Here is a 20,751-nt window from a genome sequence, read left to right on the forward strand (position 1 = left end):
CGATGACGACCAAATCTCAGGCTGTGCTGAACTGGATCGACGAGCGCTTCCCGCTCACGTCGTCCATCAAGGGTCACCTGACCGAGTACTACGCGCCGAAGAACTTCAATTTCTGGTATTTCTTCGGCTCGCTGGCGCTGATGGTGCTGGTGATCCAGATCGTGACCGGCATCTTCCTGGTCATGCACTACAAACCCGATGCCTCGCTGAACGCGGCCGGTGTGCCGGTGGCTTTCGCCAGCGTCGAGTACATCATGCGCGACGTGCCTGGCGGCTGGATCATCCGCTACCTGCACTCGACGGGCGCCTCGGCGTTCTTCATCGTCGTGTATCTGCACATGTTCCGTGGCCTGCTCTACGGCTCGTATCGCAAGCCGCGCGAGCTGATCTGGGTCTTCGGCACGCTGATCTTCCTCGCGCTGATGGCGGAAGCCTTCATGGGCTATCTGCTGCCGTGGGGGCAGATGTCTTACTGGGGCGCGCAGGTGATCGTTAACCTGTTCTCCGCGATCCCGGTCATCGGTCCGGACCTGTCGCTGGTGATCCGCGGCGACTACGTCGTGTCCGACGCCACGCTGAACCGCTTCTTCTCCTTCCACGTCATCGCCGTGCCGCTGGTGCTGATCGGCCTCGTCGCTGCGCACATCATTGCGCTGCACGAAGTCGGCTCCAACAACCCGGACGGCATCGAGATCAAGAAGAAGAAGGATTCGACCGGCAAGCCGCTCGACGGAATCCCCTTCCATCCGTACTACACGGTGAAGGACATCGTCGGTGTCGTGGTCTTCCTGTTCGTCTTCAGCGCGGTGGTGTTCTTCGCGCCGGAAGGCGGCGGCTACTTCCTCGAGTTCAACAACTTCATCCCGGCCGACCCGCTGAAGACGCCGCCGCACATTGCGCCGGTGTGGTACTTCACGCCCTTCTACTCGATCCTGCGCGCGGTGACCTATCCGCTGTTCGGGCTGGATGCGAAATTCTGGGGCGTGGTCGCGATGGGCGCATCGGTGGTGATCATCGCCTTCCTGCCGTGGCTGGACCGCAGTCCGGTGAAGTCGATCCGCTATAAGGGGCCGATCTTCAAGGTGGTGCTGACGATCTTCGTCATCTGCTTCTTCATCCTGGGTTACCTGGGTGTGCTGCCGCCGACCCCGGGCCGTACGCTGGTGTCGCAGATCTGCTCGGTGCTGTACTTCGCGTTCTTCCTGCTGATGCCCTGGTACAGCCAGCTCGACAAGTGCAAACCGGAACCGGAAAGGGTGAATTTCAAATGAAATCGCGTCTCATGAGTTTCATCAAGCGCGCAGCCGCGGTCGCCCTGTTCGCGCCCGTGCTGGCGATGGCCGCGGGGGCCGAGCTGCACCTCGACAAGGCGCCGGTCAGCAAGGATCCGGCGGTGCTGCAGCATGGCGCCAAGCTCTTCGTGAATTACTGTCTGAACTGCCATGGTGCGTCCTACGTGCGCTACAACCGGCTGCAGGACATCGGCCTCACCGAGCAGGCGATCCGCGACAACCTGCTGTTCACCGCTGAAAAGACGGGTGAGCTGATGAAGATCGCGATGCAGCGCGACGAGGCGAAGGTCTGGTTCGGCGCTGCGCCGCCCGACCTGAGCGTGATCGCCCGCTCCCGCGCGTCCGAGTTCGGCAGCGGCGCGGACTGGCTGTACACGTATCTGCGTCAGTTCTACCGTGACCCGGCCCGTCCGACCGGCTGGAACAACGTCGTGTTCGAGAACGTCGGCATGCCGCATGTCCTGTACGAACTGCAGGGCGAGCAGGTGGCGCATGTCACTCAGAACGCTGACGGCACCAAGCATGTCGAACTCAAGCTGGCCAAGCCCGGCAAGCTGTCGGCCGAGGAGTACGACAAGACTGTCGCCGATCTCGTGTCCTTCATCGTCTGGATGGGCGAGCCTGTCGCCGAGAAGCGCAAGTCGATCGGCACGATCGTCCTGATCTTCCTGGCAGGTCTGTTCGTGCTGTCGTATGCGCTGAAGAAGAACTACTGGAAGGACATTCATTGATTGAATGTGCGGTGACGCGTGCGGGCTTTCCGGCCTGCACCTGCCATTGACGCACTTCCATGACAGACGCACCACGCGGCACCGCGTGGTGCGCTTTTGCTTTTGTATCTCCGGAGTGGCAACACCATGATGAACCTCTATTCCGGCACGACCGACCCGTTCAGCCATCGCTGCCGGATCGTCCTGTTCGAAAAGGGTATGGATTTCGAAGTCATCGACGTCGATCTGTACAACAAGCCCGAAGACATCGCCGTCATCAACCCCTACAACCAGGTGCCGGTGCTCGTCGACCGAGATCTCGTCCTGTACGAGTCGAACATCATCAACGAGTACATCGACGAGCGCTTCCCGCATCCGCAACTGATGCCGCCCGACCCGATCATGCGTGCCCGTGCGCGGCAATTGCTGCACACCTTCGAGCAGGAGCTGTTCTCGCACATCCCCGCGCTCGAGGCGAACCAGAAAGGTGTCGACAAGACCCGTGCCCACGTGCGCGACCACCTCACCCAGCTCGCGCCCATCTTCAACAAGCAGAAGTTCATGCTGGGCGAGGAGTTCTCCATGCTCGATGTGGCGATTGCGCCGCTGCTCTGGCGCCTCGAGCACTACGGCATCGAACTCCCCAAGGCCGCTGCGCCGCTGATGAAGTACGCCGAGCGGATATTCAGCCGCCAAGGGTTCATCGACGCGCTGACGCCGTCCGAGAAGGTGATGCGTCGCTGACCCGAATCGCCTCCGGTCGGGCATGTCCTTGCCCGTCCGCGCACAAGGATCGCCATGAGCACAGTTTCAACCAAGCCCTACCTGATTCGCGCCATCTGGGAATGGTGTGTCGACCAGGGCTACACGCCCTACCTGGCGACGCTCGTCGATGCGCAGACCCGCGTTCCGCCGGGCTATGCGCGCGACGGCCAGGTCGTGCTGAACGTCGGCCCGGATGCCACTCATCAGTTGCAGATGGAAAACGACGTCATCAGCTTTCAGGCGCGTTTCAACGGCGTGCCACATTCGCTGCTGATCCCGGTCGCCAACGTCATCGCCATCTATGCCCGCGAGAACGGGCAGGGCATGGCTTTCGAGCCCGAGCAGGGTGAGGACGCCGGGCTGATGGAGGTGGCCGATGACGATCTGCCGGAGACCGCCGAGCCCCTCGACGACACCGCCGAGGGGCCCCGCGGTGAGCCCTCTGGGAAGCCGCGCGGTGGCCACCTGAAAGTCGTCAAATAAGCAAGGAGAGAGTCATGACGATCCTGCTGTGGACCAAGCAGCTCGAGAACGGGCTTGAGCGAATGGACGAGACGCACCGCGAGTTCGTCGAGCACTACAACGTCGTGGCGGAGGCGTTGAAGGGCGGAGACCGCGATGCCTTCCTCGCGGCCTATGACGCTTTCGTCGAGCACACCGAAGCCCATTTCGCCCAGGAGAACCGCTGGATGGAGGCGGTGGATTTTCCCGCCTGCCATCGCGGTGAGCATGAGCGCGTGCTTGCGGTGCTGCGCGACATCCGCAAGCGCGCGGCGAACGGCGACCTGTTCCTGGCGCGACGCCTGGTGGAAGAGCTTCCGACGTGGTTCGATGGTCACACCAACGGCATGGATGCGGCGCTCGCCTTTCACCTGCAGAGCGTCGGCTACGATGTCGAGACCGGCGAATTCAAACCCAAGGCCGATGGTGGTTCGTGCGCCGATTCGCCCGCCGGTTGCGCCTGCGCGACCCTGACGGCCAATCCCGAGCCCGCCGAGCAGAACTGAGTCCGCCGGGCCTGCTCGCCGCATGCGCGTGATCAGGCTGCGGCGCGAAATGGAAATTGCGGGGCGGGGCGCCGGCCCTGCATCAGTTCGGCCAGCGCGGCAGCGGAGCCGCAGGCGAGCGTCCAGCCCAGCGTGCCGTGACCGGTGTTGAACCACAGGTTGTCGCGGCCGCTCCTGCCGATGATGGGCAGGTTGCCGGGCGTGGCGGGTCGCAGACCCGCCCATGAACTGGCCTGCGACTCGTCGATGGCGCCGGGAAACCGCGTCTGGATCCAGTCGAGGATGGTGCGCACGCGTTCGGGGCGCACATCCGTTTCGAAACCGCCTACTTCGGCGGTGCCGGCGATGCGCAAGCGGTCGCCGAGGCGCGAGCAGACGATGCGTCGCGATTCGTCGGTCAGGCTGACTTCCGGTGCCCGCATCGGGTCCAGCACCGGAGCCGTCACCGAGTACCCCTTCACCGGATAGATCGGCAGGTGCTCACCAAGCGGCGCCACCATCCGTGGACTGAAGCTGCCCAGGCACACCACATAGGCATCGGCAGCGAACATTCCGATGCGGCCTTCGGCATCCTGGACTTCCACGCCATGGACACGACGGCCGCTCGCTGACAGGCCGGTGATCCGGGTACGGTAGTGGAACCGCACGCCGCGCTCGCGCAGGCGTTCGGCCAGCGCCTGGGTGAAGCGGAAGGCGTCGCCCGATTCGTCCCCGGGCGCGTATAGCCCGCCCGCCAGATGAGCGCATTGCGCAGCCAGCGCCGGCTCGATGGCAAGGCATTCGGCCGCATCGCAAACCTTCGCTTCGATGCCGAAGCGCGCCAGCAGCGCGGCACGTGCCGGCGCATGGCGGAATTCCTCAGCGGTGAAGAACAGGTGCAGGATGCCGCGCTCGCGGTGATCGTAGGCGATGCCGGTCTCGGCGCGCAGCGCGCGCAGCCGTTCTCCGCTGAAGGTGGCGAGTGCCGCGATCGCCTCGGTGTTGCGGCGCGAGCGCCAGGGCAGGCACTCGTGCAGGAACTGCAGCGCCCATTTCCATTGCTTGGAACTGGCACGCGGATGGAACTTCAGCGGGGCGTCCGCCTTGCCCAGCCAGCGTAGTGCGAGGAAAGGCGTCGCCGGGTTGGACCAGGGTTCCGGGTGGCTGATCGAGATCTGGCCGCCGTTGGCGAAGCTGGTCTCGCGCCCGGCCTCGGGCTGGCGGTCGACGACGCTCACTTCGAATCCGGCCTGGTGCAGATACCAGGCGGTAGTGACGCCGGCAAGGCCGGCGCCCAAAACCATGACGTGCATAAGGGAAGATGGAATCTCGAGGGGCGGCAGCGCCGGCCCATCGGGCAGCCGGTCTGGACGCAAGCCGTGATGATATACGCTGCAGACAGCCTCGCGAAGGCGGGGTTCAGGGCCATCGACGGATTGCGGCGCGTCCCGCCATCCCGCCGCGCCGCAATTCCGTGCGCGACAGGCGCGGAAGCGGGATAATCGCGGCCATCGGATTTTTCCTGCTTGTCACGGAGCGTATTCATGCGTCGAGTCACCCTCACCCAGTTCCTCATCGAGCAGCAGCGCGCAGGCCGCATGAATCCCGACCTGCGCCTGCTGCTCGAAGTCGTCGCCCGCGCGGTCAAGGCGATCGCGGTCAATGTGTCGAAAGGTGCGCTGGCCGGCGTGCTCGGCGAGGCTGGCACAGACAATGTGCAGGGCGAAGCGCAGAAGAAGCTCGACGTGATCGCCAACGAGATCCTGGTGCAGGCCAACGAATGGGGTGGCCATCTGGCGGCGATGGCCTCCGAAGAGGTCGAGACGGTGTGCCGCATTCCATTCGACTATCCGAAGGGTGGTTACCTGCTGCTGTTCGATCCGCTCGACGGCTCGTCCAACATCGACGTGAACGTCTCCGTCGGTACCATTTTCTCGGTGCTGCGCAATCCGCCGGACGAGGACGAGCCGCAGGAGCAGGATTTCCTGCAGCCGGGGAAGGAGCAGGTCGCAGCCGGCTACGCCGTTTACGGGCCGTCCACCCAACTCGTGCTGACCATCGGCAACGGCGTGCATGGCTTCACGCTGGATCGCGAGATGGGCAGCTTCATCTACACCCATCCTTTCATGACGATTCCCGCGGACACCAAGGAGTACGCGATCAACGCCTCCAATGCGCGGTTCTGGGAGGCGCCGGTCAAGCGTTACATCGATGAGCTGCTGCAGGGCAGGAGCGGCCCGCGCGGCACGGATTTCAACATGCGCTGGGTGGCTTCCATGGTGGCCGACGTGCATCGCGTGCTGACCCGCGGCGGCATCTTCATGTACCCGCTCGACGAGAAGATCCGCGACAAGGGCGGCAAGCTGCGCCTGATGTACGAGGCCAATCCCATGGCCATGCTGGTCGAGCAGGCCGGCGGCGCCGCGTCCACCGGCCGTCAGCGCATCCTCGACATCGTCCCCGCTGCCTTGCACCAGCGCGTGCCGGTGATCCTCGGCTCGAAGAACGAGGTCGAGCGCGTCGTGGCGTATCACGCCGAGCCCTGAGGCGGCGCGTCGCGCCTGCAGGCGAGGAGTGGCCAGGCATCATCGGGCGGGCATGAGCGGCCGCCGGGCGATGGTCGCGACGCTCGCGACTGCAGCCTGGCTGGCCTGCCTGCCCGCGGCAGCGCAGCAGCAGATCAGCGTCAGCCTGCAGGCACCGGAGGCCGTGCGGCCCTTGCTCGAGCGGTATGTGCGCCTCCTTGGCGCAGAGTCGGTGATGCTGCCCGAGGCCGATGGCGATCGCCTTGCCCTGGTGCGAAGGTCGCGGCGTGAGATCTCGGACCTGCTCGCCACCGAAGGCTATTTCAACCCGCAGATCCGTATCGACCGCGGCGCGGGCAAGGACTGGAAGGTCGTCATCGAGCCCGGCGCGCGCGCGACGATCAGCGAGGTCACGCTCGACTTCGAGGGCGAGATCGCGGGCGCCGGAGACGACGGTGTGCGTGCGCTGCGCGAGGGTTGGCGGCTGCCGGTGGGCGAGCCTTTCCGTCAGGCGGCCTGGGACGCGGCCAAGCAGCAACTGCTCGACACCGTCAGCGCGCACCGCTATGCGGCAGCGCACATCGTGCAGAGCCGTGCCGAAGTCGACCCCGATGCGGCCACGGCCCGGCTGTCGCTGACGCTCGACAGCGGCCCCGCCTTTTACCTTGGGGAACTGCAGGTCGAAGGCCTGGAGGCGCTGCCCGAGGACTTGGTGCGTCGCTACAGCACACTGAAGCCCGGCGCCCCTTACGATCGCGACGCCCTGCTCGCCTTCCAGAGCGGCCTGCAGAACACGCCGCACTTCGCCTCGGTGGTGGTCGACATCGATCGTGACCCGGCGCTCGCCGCTGCGGTACCGGTGCGCGTGCAGGTGGCCGAGGCCAAGCCGAAGACGCTGGGATTCGGCGGCGGTTTCTCCACCAACACCGGCTACCGTGTCGAGGCCAGCTACCGTGATGTGAATCTGCTGCGGCGCGGCTGGGAGCTCGGCACCGGCCTGCGCCTGGAGCAGCGGCGCCAGTCCTTGTATGCGGACGTCTTCCTGCCGCCCGAGGGCCAGCAGCGCGACAGCTTCGGTGCGCTGATCGACCGCAGCAATGTGGAGGGCCTGAAGATCGGATCCGAGGCCGTCGGCGTGGCGCGCAAGACCGTGCGCGGCGACATCGAGACCCAGCTCGCCCTGCGCCTGCAGCGTGAGCGGGTGCAGCCCGATGGCGCCAGGGCCAGCGAACACAACACGCTGACCGCCAACTGGACGTGGATCCGACGCGCGGTGGATGACCTGCTCGATCCGCGCAGCGGCAACGTGATGGAGTTCCAGGTCGGCGGTGGCAGCAGCATCGCGCTGTCGGACCAGAACTTCGTGCGCCTTTACGGCCGCCTCGTGCATTACCGCCCGGTCGGCGAGCGCGACGTGCTGATCCTGCGCGCCGAAGGCGGCGCCACGCTGGCGCCCAGCCGCGACGGCATTCCGCAGGACTTCCTGTTCCGCACCGGCGGCGCGCAGACGGTGCGCGGCTACGCCTACCAGAGCCTGGGGGTGCGCGAGGGCAGCGCCACGGTAGGCGGGCGCTATCTGGGGGTCATGAGCGCCGAGTATGTGCGCTGGTTCCGCCCGGATTGGGGTGCCGCAGTCTTCGTCGACGCCGGCGATGCCACCGACGACCGCCGCAACTTCGACCTGCGCACCGGCTACGGCGTCGGCGCTCGCTGGCGCAGTCCCGCCGGTCCGCTGGCCATGGACCTCGCGTGGGGGCAGCAGGAGCAGAAGCTGCGGCTGCATTTCAGCGTCGCGATCGCGTTTTGAGGGAGGCGGCCCGCGCCCCGGCCGTCACGGCGCGGCGAGGACTGGGTAGCGCAATCGGGCGCGATCCTCGACCGATCGCGGTCAAGCCCGCTCCTACGGCGCAGTTATACGGCTTTGTCATGTAGGAGCGGACCTGGCCGCGATTCGGGGCGGGAATCGCGGTCAAGCCCGCTCCCACGGAAACCTCTGGGCTCGCACGCGTCCGCGCGAGGGCGTCAGTGAGGCCGGGCGTCGATTTCGCGCGCCAGCGCCTGCAGAGAGGCCGAGATGGCCACCGGGTAAGGGCGTTCGGCTGCTGCGGGGCCGAGGTCGCGCAGCGCGGCCGGCAGGCGCGCGAGCTCGCTGGCGGCATGCGTGCGCAGCGCGGCGAGCGGTTCCGGCGGCACGAGTCGTCTCCCCCTGCGCATGACGGGGTGCAGCAGCGGCTCCCAATTGCCGTCGGGTGAGGGCTCGTCGGCAAGGGAAACGACGTCGCCCGCCAGCCGCCCCTCGCCATCCACGCTGCGCCACACCTGTTTCGCGCCCGGCCAGGTCGCCTTGCCTTCCGAGCGCTTGCGCCGCGCCTGTCCGGCATAGGCCTGCAGCTTGTAGGCAGAGTCCAGCGCCGGTGCATCAGCCGAGGTGGTGAGCTGGGTGCCGACGCCGAAGCCGTCGATCGGCGCGCCCGCTGCCAGCAGCGCGGTAATGCGGTATTCGTCCAGGTTGCCGCTGGCGAAGATGCGCACGCTCGGCAATCCACCGGCGTCGAGGATCGTGCGCACACGGCGTGCATGCTCGGCCAGGTCGCCGCTGTCGAGCCGCACCGACAGTAGGTTCACGCCGCGCGCCTTCAACGACGGCGCCAGCGCCACCACCTTGGCGGCAGCCGCCTCGGTGTCGTAGGTGTCGATCAGCAGGGTCACGTTGCCCGGCTGCGACAGCGAGAACTGCTCGAAGGCGTCGCTCTCGAGCTCGTGGGCCTCGATGTAGGAGTGCGCCATGGTGCCGAACACCGGTACGCCGTAGCGCTGCCCGGCGAGCACCGTGGCGCTGCCGGCAAAGCCCGCGAGGAAGCTGGCGCGTGCCGCCAGCAGGCCTGCCTCGCCGGCGTGGGCGCGGCGCAGGCCGAAATCGACCAGCAGGCGGTCCGGCGCCGCGAGCACGCAGCGTGCAGCCTTGGTGGCGACCAGCGAGCAATAATTGATCAGGTTGATCAGACGGCTCTCGACGAATTGCGCCTCGCCGATCGGCGCTTCGATGCGCAGCACCGGCTCGTTGCCGAAGAACATCGTGCCCTCGCGCATCGCGTGCACGTCGCCAGTGAAGCGGAAGTCGCGCAGCCCATCGAGAAAAGACGACCGGAAACGGCCGCTGCCGTGCAGCCAGTCGAGCTCGGCGGTGGTGAAGCGCAGGTTCTCGAGGTAGTCCAGCATCTGCTCGATGCCGGCCAGCATCAGGAAGCGTCGCTGCAGCGGCAGCTCGCGCACGAAGAGCTCGAACACCGCGCTGTCGTGCAGGCCTTCGTCGTGATAGGCCTGCAGCATGGTGAGCTCGTACAGGTCGGTGAGCAGCGCGGAATCGTTCATGCGCCACCCCCGACGAGCTGCTTGCTGGTGACCAGTTGGGCGCCGGCTTCGGTCATGTCGTGCTCGGCACGCGCACCGTCGCCGGGATGCACATTCACCGCGCGCATCGCGTCGCGCAGCACCACGACGTCGAAGCCTTCGCCGATCGCATCGCGCACGGTCGCGAGCACGCAGTAGTCGGTCGCCAGCCCGCCGATGAACAGGCGCCCGCAGCCCAGGCTGCGCAGCCGCTCGCCGAGGCCGGTGCGCTGGAAGGCGGAGTAGGCGTCCGCTACGGCGGTCGTCGCCTTCGAAACGATGTGGGCATGTTCGGGTACCGCCAGTCCCGGTGCGAAGGCGGCGCCGGGACTGGCAGCGATGCAGTGGGGCGGCCACGGGCCACCCTGGGCGCGGAAGGAGCAGTGGTCGGCCGGGTGCCAGTCGCGGGACAGCACGATGGGCAGGTTCACGCGCAGGAACAGTTCCATGCACCGGTTCAGCACCGGTACCACGGCATCGCCGTCGGGCACGCCGAGCGCGCCGCCGGGCAGGAAGTCGCGCTGCACATCGACCACCACGAGCGCGTCGCCGCCGCGCAAGGCGAGGCGACCGCCTTCTGGCTCAGGGCGTGTGCGACTGTGTTGAGGCATCTTGTTCTCCTTGCTGCGCGCACAAGGTGCGGCACCCGGCCCGATGCGGCTCCCCTGCCAGTGGCTGCCCGGAGCGTCACGTCATTGCAGCCGAGGCGGATTGCGCTGCGAGAGTTTTCGCCCTGGTTGCGCCATGTCGTTGCGCGGCATGGTCTACGCTGGCAAAACAGGAGTAGATTTTTACCCTGTCGGACGGATCGTTTCGTTCAGTCTAGACCCATCCGCCGCCGCTCAGAACTGCCGCATCCACCCGCAGCATCGTCATTGCGCGAGTACAGCATGGATCGACCCTCCGGCCTTCGTACCTGCCTCCACGACACGGCACAGTCATGCGTCATTGTCGACAACATGGCGCGCAAGCTGGCCGGCCTGCTGTCCGGTCGCGAGCCGGCGATCGTGGTCGGCATCCTGCGGCGCGGCGCTCCGCTGGCCGACCGCATCGTCGACTGCCTGCTGCGGCAGCACCCGGGCGTGTCTGCGCCGCTGCGGGTGGACCTGAAGGTCAAGCGCTATGCCGACGATCTGACCCTGCTGCATCCCGAGACGCAGTTGTCCGAGGACGCGGGGCAGCCGCTGCCCGCGCTCGAGGGGCGCACCCTGGTGGTGATCGACGATGTGCTCTTTACTGGGCATTCGCTGCTGCGCGTGGTCGATCACCTGGCTAGGCGGCAGCCGGCGCGCATCCTGGTTGCGGTGCTGGTCGATCGTGGCGTCGCCTGCCTGCCGGTGCATGCCGACGTGGCCGGCGTGCGCCTCGACATCGCGGCGGAAGACATCATCGAGTGCAACGTGCCACCGTATGAGCCGGATTTCCGCATCGAACTGCTGCAGCCGCGCAGCGCTGGCTGAGCGGAGGGGACGATGATCTTCGTCGATCGAATCGATGCCGCGCGCAAGCTGGCCGACGCCCTGGCGGCGTATCGCGGCGCCAGGCCGCTGGTGCTCGCCATCCCGCGCGGCGCGGTGCCGATGGGCGCGGCGCTGGCCGAGGCGCTGGAGGGCGAACTCGACGTCGTGCTGGTGCACAAGCTCAGTTCGCGCTGGAGCCCGGAATATGCGATCGGCGCCATCGACGAGAGCGGCTGGTCCTTCGTGTCCGACCCGTCCGACGCCGACGAGGCCTGGCTCAACGAGGAGAAGGCGCGCCGCCTGGCGGGCCTGCGCCAGCGCCGTGCGCAGTATTCGCCGGAGCGGCCGCCGATCGACCCGCACGGCCGGGTGGTGATCGTCGTCGACGACGGGCTCGCCACCGGCGCGACCATGATCGCCGCGCTGCATGCGGTGCGCGCGCAAGGCCCGCAGAAGCTGGTCTGCGCGGTGCCGGTCGGTGCGCCGGACAGCCTCAAGAAAGTCGAACCCTATGCCGACGAGGTCGTGTGCCTGTACGCGCCGTGGGACTTCCGCGCGGTGGGGCAGTTCTACAGCCAGTTCTGGCAGGTCGAGGACGAGGAAGTGATCGACTGCCTTCGCGCGCATCGCCGACGTGCCGCTGCGCACGCGGCCGGAGGAGGCGTGCCGCCGCCGCAATGACCGTCCCATGCGGCCGGAGCGCATGCTGAAGAGGGAGAGGAGAAAAACGACGATGACAGCCAAACAACTGCTTTTCCGCGACGATGCGCGCCACCGCATCCTGCGCGGCGTCTCGCTGCTGGCCGACGCGGTCAAGGAAACCCTGGGCCCGCGCGCCCGCACGGTGCTGCTGCGGCGGCCCTACGGTCCGCCCATCGTGATCAACTCCGGCGTCATCGTCGCACGCGAGATCGAGCTGTCGGACCCGTTCGAGAACATGGGCGTGCAGATGGTGCGCGAAGTGGCGGCGCGCACGTCCGAAGTGGCGGGCGACGGCACCACCACCGCGACGCTGCTGGCCGCCGCCATCGTGCGCGAGGGCATGAAGCACGTCGCCGCCGGCATCAACCCGATGGACCTGAAGCGCGGCGTCGACAAGGCCGTCGAGGCGCTGGTCGGCGCGCTGAAGGCGATGGCGCGACCCTGTGAGACGCGCGTCGAGATCGCCCAGGTGGCGAGCATCTCGGCGAACAACGACAACGCCATCGGCGAACTGATCGCCGAAGCCATGGAGCGCGTCGGGAAGGAAGGCGTGATCACCGTCGAGGAGGGCACGGGCCTCGCGAGCACGCTGGAAGTGGTCGAAGGCATGCAGTTCGATCGCGGTTACCTGTCGCCCTATTTCATCAACACCGAGGGCGCGCGCGTGATACTGGAGGATGCAGCCATCCTGGTGTGCGACCGCAAGATCGGCGCAGTGGCCGACCTGCTGCCGGTGCTGGAGTCGGTGGCGCGCAGCGGGCGGCCCTTGCTGCTGATCGCCGAGGAGGTCGAGGGCGAGGCGCTGGCGCTGCTGGTGGTGAACGCCGTGCGCGGCACGCTGAAGGCCTGCGCGGTGAAGGCGCCGGATTTCGGTGAACGGCGGCGCGCGATGCTCGAGGACATCGCGGTGCTGACCGGCGCGACGCTGGTGAGCGGCGAAACCGGCCTCACGCTGGAGCATGCGACCGAGGCCGAACTGGGCAGCGCGCGCCGCCTCGAGGTGGACAAGGACAGTTGCACGCTGGTCGGTGGCGGCGGCGCGCACGCACTGATCGAGGCGCGCATCGCCCGCATCCGCGCAGAGATGGATGACGCGCGCTCCGACTACGAGCGCGAGGGGCTGCAGAAACGCATCGCACGCCTGGCCGGCGGCGTGGCGGTGGTGAAGGTCGGCGGCGCCACCGAATCCGAGATGAAGGAGCGCCGTGCGCGCGTCGAGGATGCGCTGCATGCGACGCGCGCTGCGGTGGCCGAAGGCATCCTGCCCGGCGGCGGCGTGGCGCTGCTGCGTGCGCGTGGGGCGCTGGGCACGCTGCACGGCGCCAACCACGATGAGGATTGCGGCATCCAGATCGTGCTGCGCGCGGTGGAGGAGCCACTGCGTCAGCTCGTCGCCAACGGCGGCCTCGAACCCTCGGTGGTGCTCGACCGGGTGGTGGCCGGCAGCGGCGCCTTCGGCTTCAATGCCGCGACCGAGGAATACGGCGACCTGATGGCGATGGGCGTGCTCGACCCGTGCAAGGTCACGCGCAGTGCGCTGCAGAACGCCGCTTCGGTGGCGGGTTTGATCCTCACCACCGACTGCCTGGTGGCCGAACTGCCGCAGCCGGCGGGCGGCCTGCCGGGCGGCGAGGAGATGTGACGGCGGGCTTGGACCAGGGCTGAGGCGAACATGGTCACGCAGGCCGCCTGGCAGACTTTTCCTCACGAAGCCGATGTCGGCGTGCGCGGCACCGGCGAAACGCTCGCCGAGGCCTTCGCCGGTGCCGCCACTGCGATGACGGCGGCGATCTGCGATCCGGGCACGGTGGCCGCGCGCGAGGCGGTCCCCATCGAATGCTCTGCGCCCGAGACCGAGCTGCTGCTGCTCGACTGGCTCAACGCGCTGGTGTTCGAGATGGCCACGCGGCGCATGCTGTTCGCGCGCTTCGAGATCGACATTGCGCCCGAGGATGGCGGCCTGCGACTGCGCGCGACGGCCTGGGGCGAGGCGGTCGATGTCGCCCGCCACCAGCCGGCCGCCGAGGTGAAGGGCGCGTCGTTCTGCGAGCTGAAGGCCGGGCAGCAACCCGACGGCCGGTGGCTGGCGCAGTGCGTGGTCGATGTGTGACGCGCGCGTCACGACGAACGGGGACGGAAGATGGATACCTCCAGACTGAAGCGGCGCGGCCCCTGCGAGTGGGAGCTGCCGGCGAGCGGCCGCATGCGGGTGCCGGGCGTGATCTTCGCGTCGAAGGAGCTGGTGCAGGCGATGGACGACAAGGTGGCCGAGCAGGTCGCCAACGTCGCCAGCCTGCCGGGCATCGTCGATGCGTCGTACGCGATGCCGGACGCGCACTGGGGCTACGGCTTTCCGATCGGCGGCGTGGCGGCCTTCGATGCCGACGAGGGCGGCGTGGTGTCGGCGGGCGGTGTCGGCTTCGACATCTCCTGTGGCGTGCGCACGCTGCACACCGGCCTCAAGGCGGCCGATGTGGAAGGCGTCAAGAGGCAGCTTGCCGACGTGCTGTTCGCGCGCATCCCGGCCGGTGTCGGCAGCACCGGCGCGCTGCGCCTGTCGGGGCCGGAGATGGACGCGATGCTGCGCGGCGGCGCGCGCTGGGCCGTCAAGGAGGGCTACGGCAGCGAGGCCGACCTGCTGCGCATCGAGGAACACGGCTGCGTGGCCAGCGCCGATCCGAAGGCGGTGTCGGAGATGGCCAAGAAGCGACAGCGCGACGAGATGGGCACGCTGGGCTCGGGCAACCACTACCTGGAGGTGCAGGTCGTCGACCAGGTGTTCGACGCCGTGGTGGCGCAGGCCTATGGCCTGGCCGAAGGCGACGTGGTGGTGAGCATCCACTGCGGCTCGCGCGGCCTGGGGCACCAGATCGGCACCGACTTCCTGCGCGAGATGGTGGTCGCCGCTGGGCAGGCTGGCATCGTGCTGCCGGACCGCGAGCTCGCCTGCGCGCCGCTCAAGTCGGCGCTCGGCCAGCGCTACCTTGGCGCGATGCGTGCAGCGATCAACTGCGCGCTGGCCAACCGCCAGATCCTGACTCACCTCGCGCGCGAGGCCTTCGCCACAGTGCTGCCTGGCACGCGCCTGCCGCTGCTGTACGACGTGTCGCACAACACCTGCAAGGAAGAGATCCACACCTCGGCCGACGGGCGCAAACGGCGACTGTTCGTGCATCGCAAGGGCGCCACCCGCGCCTTCGGCCCCGGCCATGCCGAGCTGCCCGCCGAATACCGCCAGGCCGGCCAGCCGGTGCTGATTGGCGGCAGCATGGGCACCGCGTCGTGGATCCTCGCCGGCGCGGCCGGCACCGGGGAGCGCGCCTTCGGCTCCGCCTGCCACGGCGCCGGCCGCGCCATGAGCCGCAGCGAGGCGCTGCGCCGCTGGCACGGCAGCAACGTGGTCGACGAACTGGCGGCCAAGGGCATCATGATCCGCAGCCCGAGCTTTCGCGGCGTGGCCGAAGAGGCGCCGCTGGCCTACAAAGATGTGGGGGAAGTGGTCGACGCAGCGGACCACGCCGGCCTGGCCAGCAAGGTGGCACGGTTGCGGCCGCTGGTGTGCGTGAAGGGCTGATCTGTTTATGTAGGAGCGGGCTTGACCGCGATCTCTGCGGCGGATCGAGACCGATCGCGGTCAAGCCCGCTCCTACAAAGGCGTCGCACGGCAGCCCCCCCGCCGTAGGAGCGCGCTTGAGCGCGACCGAAAGGTCGAATCGCGGTCAAGCCCGCTCCTACGGCGGAATGGGTTACGCATCATGCAGGGGTGGGCTCAGCCTCGGCGAAGTCTTTATCGCCAAGTGACGACGACAGCGATGGTGAGGAGGAAGCGATGCAGCGCCCCGCGATCATCCGCAAGACGGCCGCCGATCTGGCGGTGCCGCCCTACCTCGTCGATTACGCGGCGACCTGCGCCGGCTTCTCGTGGGACGCGGCGCGCGCCGAGTTGGCCGGCCTGCCGGGAGGCGGCCTCAACATCGCCCATGAGGCAGTCGAGCGCCACGCGCAGGGGCCGCTACGCGATCGCACAGCCTTCCGCTTCCTCGGCGAGACCTCGGTGCGCGATGTCAGTTTCGGCGAACTGTCACGGCTCACCAGCCGCTTCGCCAGCGTGCTGCAGACCCTCGGCGTACGGCGCGGCGAGCGCATCTTCGTGCTCACCGGCCGCATCCCGGAGCTTTATGTCGCGGTGCTCGGCGGCCTGAAGGCGGGCTGCGTGGTGTCGCCGCTGTTCTCCGCCTTCGGCCCCGAGCCGATCGCCACCCGGCTCAACATCGGCGAGGGTGCGGTGCTGGTGACCACCGACGGACTCTACGAGCGCAAGGTGGCGAAGGTGCGCGACCGGCTGCCGACGCTGCGCCACGTGCTGCTGGCGAGCGAGTGGGACGAGAGGGAGCAGCGGGGCGCCGCGACCGACATCGCCGGCACCCACGATCTCGCCACGCTGATGGCGCAGGCCGCTGACCACTTCGACACGGCGGCAACGCAGGCCGAGGACCTCGCCCTGCTGCACTTCACCAGCGGCACCACCGGCACGCCCAAGGGTGCGATGCACGTGCATGGCGCGGTCGTCACCCACTGGGCCACCGGCCGCTACGCGCTCGACCTGCATGCGGGCGACGTCTTCTGGTGCACCGCCGACCCCGGCTGGGTCACCGGCACGTCCTACGGCATCATCGCGCCGCTGCTGCACGGTGTGACTTCCATCGTGGACGTGGCCGAGTTCGACGCCGAGCGCTGGTACCGCATCCTGCAGGAGCAGCAGGTCAGCGTGTGGTACACCGCGCCCACCGCGATCCGCATGCTGATGAAGGCGGGCCCCGAACTGGCGCACGGTTTCGCCTTCCCCCGGCTGCGCTTCGTCGCCAGCGTGGGCGAGCCGCTCAACCCGGAGGCGGTGTGGTGGGGCCGGGAAGTGCTGGGCAAGCCGATCCACGACAATTGGTGGCAGACTGAAACCGGCGGCATCATGATCGCCAACCTGCCGGCGCTGGACATCAAGCCCGGCTCGATGGGCAAGCCGCTACCCGGTGTCGAGGCGGCGATCGTGCGCCAGCGCGAAGGCGGCGGCGTGGAGGTGATCGACCAGCCGGACGAGGAAGGCGAGCTGGCGCTGAAGCGCGGCTGGCCGTCGATGCTGCGTGGCTACCTGAACAACGAGGAGCGCTACCGCAAGTGCTTCGCCGGCGACTGGTACCTGACCGGCGACCTGGCGAAGCGTGACGCCGACGGCTACTACTGGTTCGTCGGCCGCAGCGACGACGTGATCAAGTCCGCCGGCCACCTGATCGGCCCCTTCGAGGTCGAGAGCGCGCTGATGGAGCATCCGGCGGTGGCCGAGGCCGGCGTCATCGGCAAGCCCGACGACATGGTGGGCGAGGTGGTGAAGGCCTTCGTGTCGCTGAAGCAGGGCGTCGAGCCGTCCGAGGCGCTGCGCAAGGAGCTGCTCGGCCACGCGCGCAAGAAGCTGGGCGCGGCGGTGGCGCCCAAGGAGATCGACTTCCTGCCGGTGCTGCCGCGCACGCGCAGCGGCAAGATCATGCGCCGGCTGCTGAAGGCGCGCGAGCTCGGCCTTCCCGAAGGCGACACGTCGACGCTGGAGGCCGGAGCATGACGCGCGAGCGCAAGCCCGCGGCGGGCGTACAAGCGCCGCTGCCGTGCAAGTCGAAGCCAGCGGACGCGAAGCCCTCGCCGGTCGCAGCGCCGGCGAAGCGCATGCGGAAGGACAGGGTTGCAGTCGCGGCCGTAGCGCCCGCGACACCGCCGCTGGAACTGCGCCTGCTCGCCGACATGCTGCGCATCCGCCGCATGGAGGAGAAATGCGCCGAGCTGTATGGCGCCGGCAAGATCCGCGGCTTCCTGCACCTCTACATCGGCGAGGAGGCCTGCGCGACCGGGGCAATGCACGCGCTCGCCGCCGAAGACAACGTGGTCGCCACCTACCGCGAGCACGGTCACGCGCTGCTGCGCGGCGTGGGCATGAACGCGATCATGGCCGAAATGTTCGGCAAGGCGGCGGGCTGCTCGCGCGGGCGCGGCGGCTCGATGCACCTGTTCGACGTGCCTCGCCGCTTCTACGGCGGCAACGCCATCGTCGGTGGCGGCCTGCCGCTGGCCGTCGGCCTGGCGCTGGCGGACAGGCTGCAGGGCATGCGCCGCGTCACCGCCTGCGTGTTCGGCGAAGGCGCGATGGCCGAAGGCGCGTTCCATGAGTCGATCAACCTCGCCGCGCTGTGGCAGTTGCCGGTGCTGTTCTGCTGCGAGAACAACCTATATGCGATGGGCACGGCGCTGGCGCGCTCCGAATCGCAGACCGACCTGTGCGCCAAGGCGGCGAGCTACCGGGTCGCCACCTTCCGCGCCGACGGCATGGACGTGCGCGCGGTGTTCGACACCGTGAGCCGCGCGGCGAAACAGGTGAGGGAGGGCGGCGGCCCGGCCTTCGTCGAGCTGCAGACCTACCGTTTCCGCGCCCATTCGATGTTCGACCCCGACCTGTACCGCGACAAGGCCGAGATCGAGCAATGGAAGCAGCGCGGCCCCATCCACAGCTTCTCCGCGCAACTGAAGACCGACGGCCGGCTCACCGAAGAAGCCTTCCTCGCGCTCGATGCCGAAGCCGAGGCCGAGGTCGCTGCCGCGATCGCCTTCGCCGAGCAGGCACCGTGGGAGCCGGTGGCGGATCTGCTGAAGGACGTCCACACGCCAGCCGGCGCGGCCGAAGGAGGCGCGCGATGAGGGTCAGCTACCGCGAGGCGATGCGGCTCGCGCTGCGCGAGGCGCTGCAAAACGATGCGCGTGTGTTCCTGATGGGCGAGGACGTCGGCCGCTACGGCGGCAGCTATGCGGTGTCGAAGGGGCTGCTGGAGGAGTTCGGCCCCGAGCGCATCCGCGACACGCCACTGTCGGAACTGGGCTTCGTCGGCGCCGGCGTGGGCGCGGCGCTGGGCGGAATGCTGCCCATCGTCGAAGTCATGACGGTCAATTTCAGCCTGCTGGCGCTGGACCAGATCGTCAACAGCGCGTCCCTGCTGCGCCACATGTCCGGTGGCCAGTGCTCGGTGCCGCTGGTGCTGCGCATGGCCACCGGCGCCGGGCGGCAACTCGCCGCGCAGCATTCGCACAGCCTGGAGAACTGGTACGCCCACATCCCCGGCATCCGCGTGCTGGCGCCGGCCACCGTGGCCGATGCGCGCGGCATGCTCGCGCCGGCGCTGGCCGACCCCGACCCGGTGGTGATCTTCGAGCACGCCCAGCTCTACAACCTGGAAGACGAGCTGGCGGACAACTGGCGCTGCGACATCGCCCATGCCGCGGTGCGCCGCTCCGGCACGCAGGCGAGCGTATTCGCTTACGGCGGCTGCCTGCCCAAGGCGTTGCAGGCGGCGGACGAACTGGTGGCGGCCGGAATCGACGTCGAAGTGGTCGACCTGCGCGTGCTGCGTCCGCTGGACATCGACACCATCGCAGCATCGGTGCGCAGGACGCATCGCGCGGTGGTGGTGGACGAAGGCTGGCGCAGCGGCAGCCTGGCCGCCGAGGTGATCGCGCGCATCGTCGAGGCCTGCTTCTACGAGCTCGATGCGCCGCCCGCGCGGGTGTGCAGCGAGGAGGTGCCGATCCCGTATGCGAAGCACCTGGAGGAAGCCGCGCTGCCGCAGCCGGCGAAGATCGTCGCCGCGGTGAAGGAGCTGCTGAATGTTTGAGTTCAAGCTGCCCTCGCTGGGCGCGGACATGGACGAAGGCAAGCTGCTGGAGTGGCTCGTCCACCCCGGCGACGAGGTGAAGAAGGGCCAGGTCGTCGCCATCGTCGACACTTCCAAGGCGGCGGTGGATGTCGAGATCTGGCAGGACGGCACGGTGCATGAGCTGCTCGCCGAGCCCGGCATGAAGATGCCGGTCGGCACGGTGATGGCGACGCTGCTGGAGCCGGGCGAAGCGCCGCCGACGAAAACCGCACGCAGGAAAGTCGCGAAGGCGGTTCCATCGGCGGTTCCAGCGGGCGAGGCCCCTGTTGCGGCGGCTGCCCCGGCGCAGGCTGCCGCACCTGCCGCCGCCGGGCGGCTGCGCGTGTCGCCCGCCGCGCGCAAGCGCGCCGGAGCGCTCGGGGTGGATCTTGCCGCGCTGTCGGGCAGCGGCCCCGGCGGTGCGGTGACGCTCGATGACGTGGAACGAGCCGCGGCCACCGCGCGACCGACTGCACCGCCAACTGTGGTGGCGGTAACCCCCATCTCCGCCGCCGAGCGCCAGGCCGAGACCCGCCGCGCCATCGCCGCGGCGATGAGCCGCTCGAAGCGCGAGATTCCGCACTACTACCTGTTCGAGGCCGTGCCGATGGCCCGCGCGCAGGACTGGCTCACCGGCGCCAATGACGGACGGCCGATCACCGAGCGCCTGCTGATGGCGGTGTTGCAACTGAAGGCGGTTGCGCTGGCGCTGCGCAAATACCCCGAACTCAACGGCTTCTACCGCGATGGCCAGTTCGTGGCAGGGCAGGGCATCCACGTCGGCGTCGCCATCTCGCTGCGCCAGGGCGGCCTGATCGCCCCCGCGCTGCACGACGTCGACGAGAAGCCGCTGGATGCGCTGATGCGCGAACTCACCGACCTGGTGCGCCGCACCCGCGCCGGCTCGCTGCGCAGCTCGGAGATGAGCGACCCGACCGTCACCGTCACCAATCTGGGCGAGCAGGGCGTGGAGGCGGTGGCGGGCGTGATCTACCCGCCTCAGGTCGCCCTCGTCGGCTTCGGCCGCATCGCGCCGCGGCCCTGGGTGCGCGAGGATAGCGGCGAGCTGTGCGTGATGCCCGCCGTCACCGCCAGCCTCGCCGCCGACCACCGCGTCTCCGACGGCCACCGCGGCGCGTTGTTCCTGGCCGAACTGCGCGAACTGCTGCAGCGGCCGGAAGAACTCTGAACACCCAT

The 20,751-nt window shown here is 68.5% G+C and carries 19 protein-coding genes; 16 read left to right on the forward strand and 3 right to left on the reverse strand.

The window, feature by feature from the left end; all coding sequences use genetic code 11:
* Positions 1 to 2 precede the first annotated feature (2 nt).
* The 5 genes from GH664_RS02895 to GH664_RS02915 all read left to right on the forward strand — a co-directional run bounded on the left by GH664_RS02895 (position 3) and on the right by GH664_RS02915 (position 3,774).
* Complete coding sequence (locus GH664_RS02895) at positions 3 to 1,271, forward strand: cytochrome bc complex cytochrome b subunit (RefSeq protein ID WP_153166640.1); 1,269 nt, start codon at positions 3 to 5, stop codon at positions 1,269 to 1,271.
* Entirely contained in the window at positions 1,268 to 2,023 is a 756-nt protein-coding gene (locus tag GH664_RS02900; protein WP_153166641.1) for a cytochrome c1, read from the forward strand. Before GH664_RS02895 ends, GH664_RS02900 begins: the two co-directional genes overlap by 4 nt.
* Positions 2,024 to 2,149: 126 nt before the next feature.
* A complete protein-coding gene (locus tag GH664_RS02905; protein WP_153166642.1) occupies positions 2,150 to 2,746 on the forward strand; it encodes a glutathione S-transferase N-terminal domain-containing protein in 597 nt (198 codons plus the stop codon).
* Between the two features lie 54 nt (positions 2,747 to 2,800).
* Entirely contained in the window at positions 2,801 to 3,250 is a 450-nt protein-coding gene (locus GH664_RS02910; protein ID WP_153166643.1) for a ClpXP protease specificity-enhancing factor, read from the forward strand.
* Between the two features lie 14 nt (positions 3,251 to 3,264).
* On the forward strand, positions 3,265 to 3,774 hold the full coding sequence (locus GH664_RS02915) for a hemerythrin domain-containing protein (RefSeq protein WP_153166644.1): 510 nt from the start codon (positions 3,265 to 3,267) through the stop codon (positions 3,772 to 3,774).
* Positions 3,775 to 3,806: 32 nt separating this feature from the next.
* On the opposite strand, the gene GH664_RS02920 is transcribed toward GH664_RS02915, so the two are convergent.
* Positions 3,807 to 5,066, reverse strand: a complete 1,260-nt coding sequence (locus GH664_RS02920; RefSeq protein WP_153166645.1) for a D-amino acid dehydrogenase — start codon at positions 5,064 to 5,066, stop codon at positions 3,807 to 3,809.
* A 231-nt stretch (positions 5,067 to 5,297) separates the two neighbouring features.
* Here GH664_RS02920 and GH664_RS02925 point away from each other — a divergent pair, with 231 nt between their 5' ends.
* Both GH664_RS02925 and GH664_RS02930 read left to right on the forward strand, forming a co-directional pair.
* Positions 5,298 to 6,299: a class 1 fructose-bisphosphatase gene (locus GH664_RS02925; protein WP_153166646.1), complete on the forward strand. Its 1,002-nt coding sequence runs from the start codon at positions 5,298 to 5,300 to the stop codon at positions 6,297 to 6,299.
* 52 nt (positions 6,300 to 6,351) lie between these two features.
* A complete protein-coding gene (locus GH664_RS02930; RefSeq protein WP_153166647.1) occupies positions 6,352 to 8,085 on the forward strand; it encodes an autotransporter assembly complex family protein in 1,734 nt (577 codons plus the stop codon).
* Between the two features lie 215 nt (positions 8,086 to 8,300).
* On the opposite strand, the gene GH664_RS02935 is transcribed toward GH664_RS02930, so the two are convergent.
* Together GH664_RS02935 and GH664_RS02940 are read right to left on the reverse strand one after the other, a co-directional pair.
* Entirely contained in the window at positions 8,301 to 9,650 is a 1,350-nt protein-coding gene (locus GH664_RS02935) for a nicotinate phosphoribosyltransferase (protein ID WP_153166648.1), read from the reverse strand.
* A complete protein-coding gene (locus tag GH664_RS02940; RefSeq protein WP_153166649.1) occupies positions 9,647 to 10,279 on the reverse strand; it encodes an isochorismatase family protein in 633 nt (210 codons plus the stop codon). Before GH664_RS02940 ends, GH664_RS02935 begins: the two co-directional genes overlap by 4 nt.
* 279 nt (positions 10,280 to 10,558) lie before the next feature.
* On the opposite strand from GH664_RS02940, the gene GH664_RS02945 reads away from it, so the two are divergent.
* The 9 genes from GH664_RS02945 (at position 10,559) to GH664_RS02985 (ending at position 20,743) form a co-directional block, all read left to right on the forward strand.
* Positions 10,559 to 11,128: a phosphoribosyltransferase family protein gene (locus GH664_RS02945; RefSeq protein ID WP_153166650.1), complete on the forward strand. Its 570-nt coding sequence runs from the start codon at positions 10,559 to 10,561 to the stop codon at positions 11,126 to 11,128.
* Between the two features lie 12 nt (positions 11,129 to 11,140).
* Positions 11,141 to 11,809: a phosphoribosyltransferase gene (locus GH664_RS02950; protein WP_153166651.1), complete on the forward strand. Its 669-nt coding sequence runs from the start codon at positions 11,141 to 11,143 to the stop codon at positions 11,807 to 11,809.
* Positions 11,810 to 11,861: 52 nt separating this feature from the next.
* Positions 11,862 to 13,472 carry a chaperonin GroEL gene (groL, locus tag GH664_RS02955; RefSeq protein WP_153166652.1) on the forward strand — a complete coding sequence of 537 codons (1,611 nt, stop codon included), beginning with the start codon at positions 11,862 to 11,864 and terminating at the stop codon, positions 13,470 to 13,472.
* A gap of 30 nt (positions 13,473 to 13,502) precedes the next feature.
* On the forward strand, positions 13,503 to 13,940 hold the full coding sequence (locus GH664_RS02960) for an archease (protein WP_153166653.1): 438 nt from the start codon (positions 13,503 to 13,505) through the stop codon (positions 13,938 to 13,940).
* A 30-nt stretch (positions 13,941 to 13,970) separates the two neighbouring features.
* On the forward strand, positions 13,971 to 15,404 hold the full coding sequence (locus GH664_RS02965; RefSeq protein WP_153166654.1) for an RtcB family protein: 1,434 nt from the start codon (positions 13,971 to 13,973) through the stop codon (positions 15,402 to 15,404).
* A gap of 255 nt (positions 15,405 to 15,659) precedes the next feature.
* Entirely contained in the window at positions 15,660 to 17,441 is a 1,782-nt protein-coding gene (acsA, locus tag GH664_RS02970; protein ID WP_153166655.1) for an acetate--CoA ligase, read from the forward strand.
* On the forward strand, positions 17,438 to 18,565 hold the full coding sequence (gene pdhA, locus GH664_RS02975; protein WP_228111353.1) for a pyruvate dehydrogenase (acetyl-transferring) E1 component subunit alpha: 1,128 nt from the start codon (positions 17,438 to 17,440) through the stop codon (positions 18,563 to 18,565). The genes acsA and pdhA overlap by 4 nt, the downstream gene beginning before the upstream one ends.
* The gene (locus GH664_RS02980; protein ID WP_153166656.1) at positions 18,562 to 19,533 is read left to right on the forward strand and encodes an alpha-ketoacid dehydrogenase subunit beta; all 972 of its coding nucleotides are present in this window, start codon (positions 18,562 to 18,564) and stop codon (positions 19,531 to 19,533) included. Before pdhA ends, GH664_RS02980 begins: the two co-directional genes overlap by 4 nt.
* A complete protein-coding gene (locus tag GH664_RS02985; RefSeq protein WP_153166657.1) occupies positions 19,526 to 20,743 on the forward strand; it encodes a dihydrolipoamide acetyltransferase family protein in 1,218 nt (405 codons plus the stop codon). The genes GH664_RS02980 and GH664_RS02985 overlap by 8 nt, the downstream gene beginning before the upstream one ends.
* The last annotated feature ends 8 nt before the right edge of the window (positions 20,744 to 20,751 follow it).

The sequence above is a fragment of the Thauera sp. 2A1 genome (assembly GCF_009469595.2).
Taxonomy (GTDB): domain Bacteria; phylum Pseudomonadota; class Gammaproteobacteria; order Burkholderiales; family Rhodocyclaceae; genus Thauera.

What these genes read in the sequence shown, in the direction of transcription:
- GH664_RS02930 (WP_153166647.1), top strand. Translation starts at nt 6,352, where the DNA reads ATGAGCGGCCGCCGGGCGATGGTCGCGACGCTCGCGACTGCAGCCTGG.
- pdhA (WP_228111353.1), top strand. Translation starts at nt 17,438, where the DNA reads ATGACGCGCGAGCGCAAGCCCGCGGCGGGCGTACAAGCGCCGCTGCCG.
- acsA (WP_153166655.1), top strand. Translation starts at nt 15,660, where the DNA reads ATGCAGCGCCCCGCGATCATCCGCAAGACGGCCGCCGATCTGGCGGTG.
- GH664_RS02910 (WP_153166643.1), top strand. Translation starts at nt 2,801, where the DNA reads ATGAGCACAGTTTCAACCAAGCCCTACCTGATTCGCGCCATCTGGGAA.
- GH664_RS02940 (WP_153166649.1), bottom strand. Translation starts at nt 10,279, where the DNA reads ATGCCTCAACACAGTCGCACACGCCCTGAGCCAGAAGGCGGTCGCCTC.
- GH664_RS02915 (WP_153166644.1), top strand. Translation starts at nt 3,265, where the DNA reads ATGACGATCCTGCTGTGGACCAAGCAGCTCGAGAACGGGCTTGAGCGA.
- GH664_RS02935 (WP_153166648.1), bottom strand. Translation starts at nt 9,650, where the DNA reads ATGAACGATTCCGCGCTGCTCACCGACCTGTACGAGCTCACCATGCTG.
- GH664_RS02985 (WP_153166657.1), top strand. Translation starts at nt 19,526, where the DNA reads ATGTTTGAGTTCAAGCTGCCCTCGCTGGGCGCGGACATGGACGAAGGC.
- GH664_RS02965 (WP_153166654.1), top strand. Translation starts at nt 13,971, where the DNA reads ATGGATACCTCCAGACTGAAGCGGCGCGGCCCCTGCGAGTGGGAGCTG.
- GH664_RS02920 (WP_153166645.1), bottom strand. Translation starts at nt 5,066, where the DNA reads ATGCACGTCATGGTTTTGGGCGCCGGCCTTGCCGGCGTCACTACCGCC.
- GH664_RS02925 (WP_153166646.1), top strand. Translation starts at nt 5,298, where the DNA reads ATGCGTCGAGTCACCCTCACCCAGTTCCTCATCGAGCAGCAGCGCGCA.
- GH664_RS02945 (WP_153166650.1), top strand. Translation starts at nt 10,559, where the DNA reads ATGGATCGACCCTCCGGCCTTCGTACCTGCCTCCACGACACGGCACAG.
- GH664_RS02980 (WP_153166656.1), top strand. Translation starts at nt 18,562, where the DNA reads ATGAGGGTCAGCTACCGCGAGGCGATGCGGCTCGCGCTGCGCGAGGCG.
- GH664_RS02895 (WP_153166640.1), top strand. Translation starts at nt 3, where the DNA reads ATGACGACCAAATCTCAGGCTGTGCTGAACTGGATCGACGAGCGCTTC.
- GH664_RS02960 (WP_153166653.1), top strand. Translation starts at nt 13,503, where the DNA reads ATGGTCACGCAGGCCGCCTGGCAGACTTTTCCTCACGAAGCCGATGTC.
- groL (WP_153166652.1), top strand. Translation starts at nt 11,862, where the DNA reads ATGACAGCCAAACAACTGCTTTTCCGCGACGATGCGCGCCACCGCATC.
- GH664_RS02950 (WP_153166651.1), top strand. Translation starts at nt 11,141, where the DNA reads ATGATCTTCGTCGATCGAATCGATGCCGCGCGCAAGCTGGCCGACGCC.
- GH664_RS02900 (WP_153166641.1), top strand. Translation starts at nt 1,268, where the DNA reads ATGAAATCGCGTCTCATGAGTTTCATCAAGCGCGCAGCCGCGGTCGCC.
- GH664_RS02905 (WP_153166642.1), top strand. Translation starts at nt 2,150, where the DNA reads ATGATGAACCTCTATTCCGGCACGACCGACCCGTTCAGCCATCGCTGC.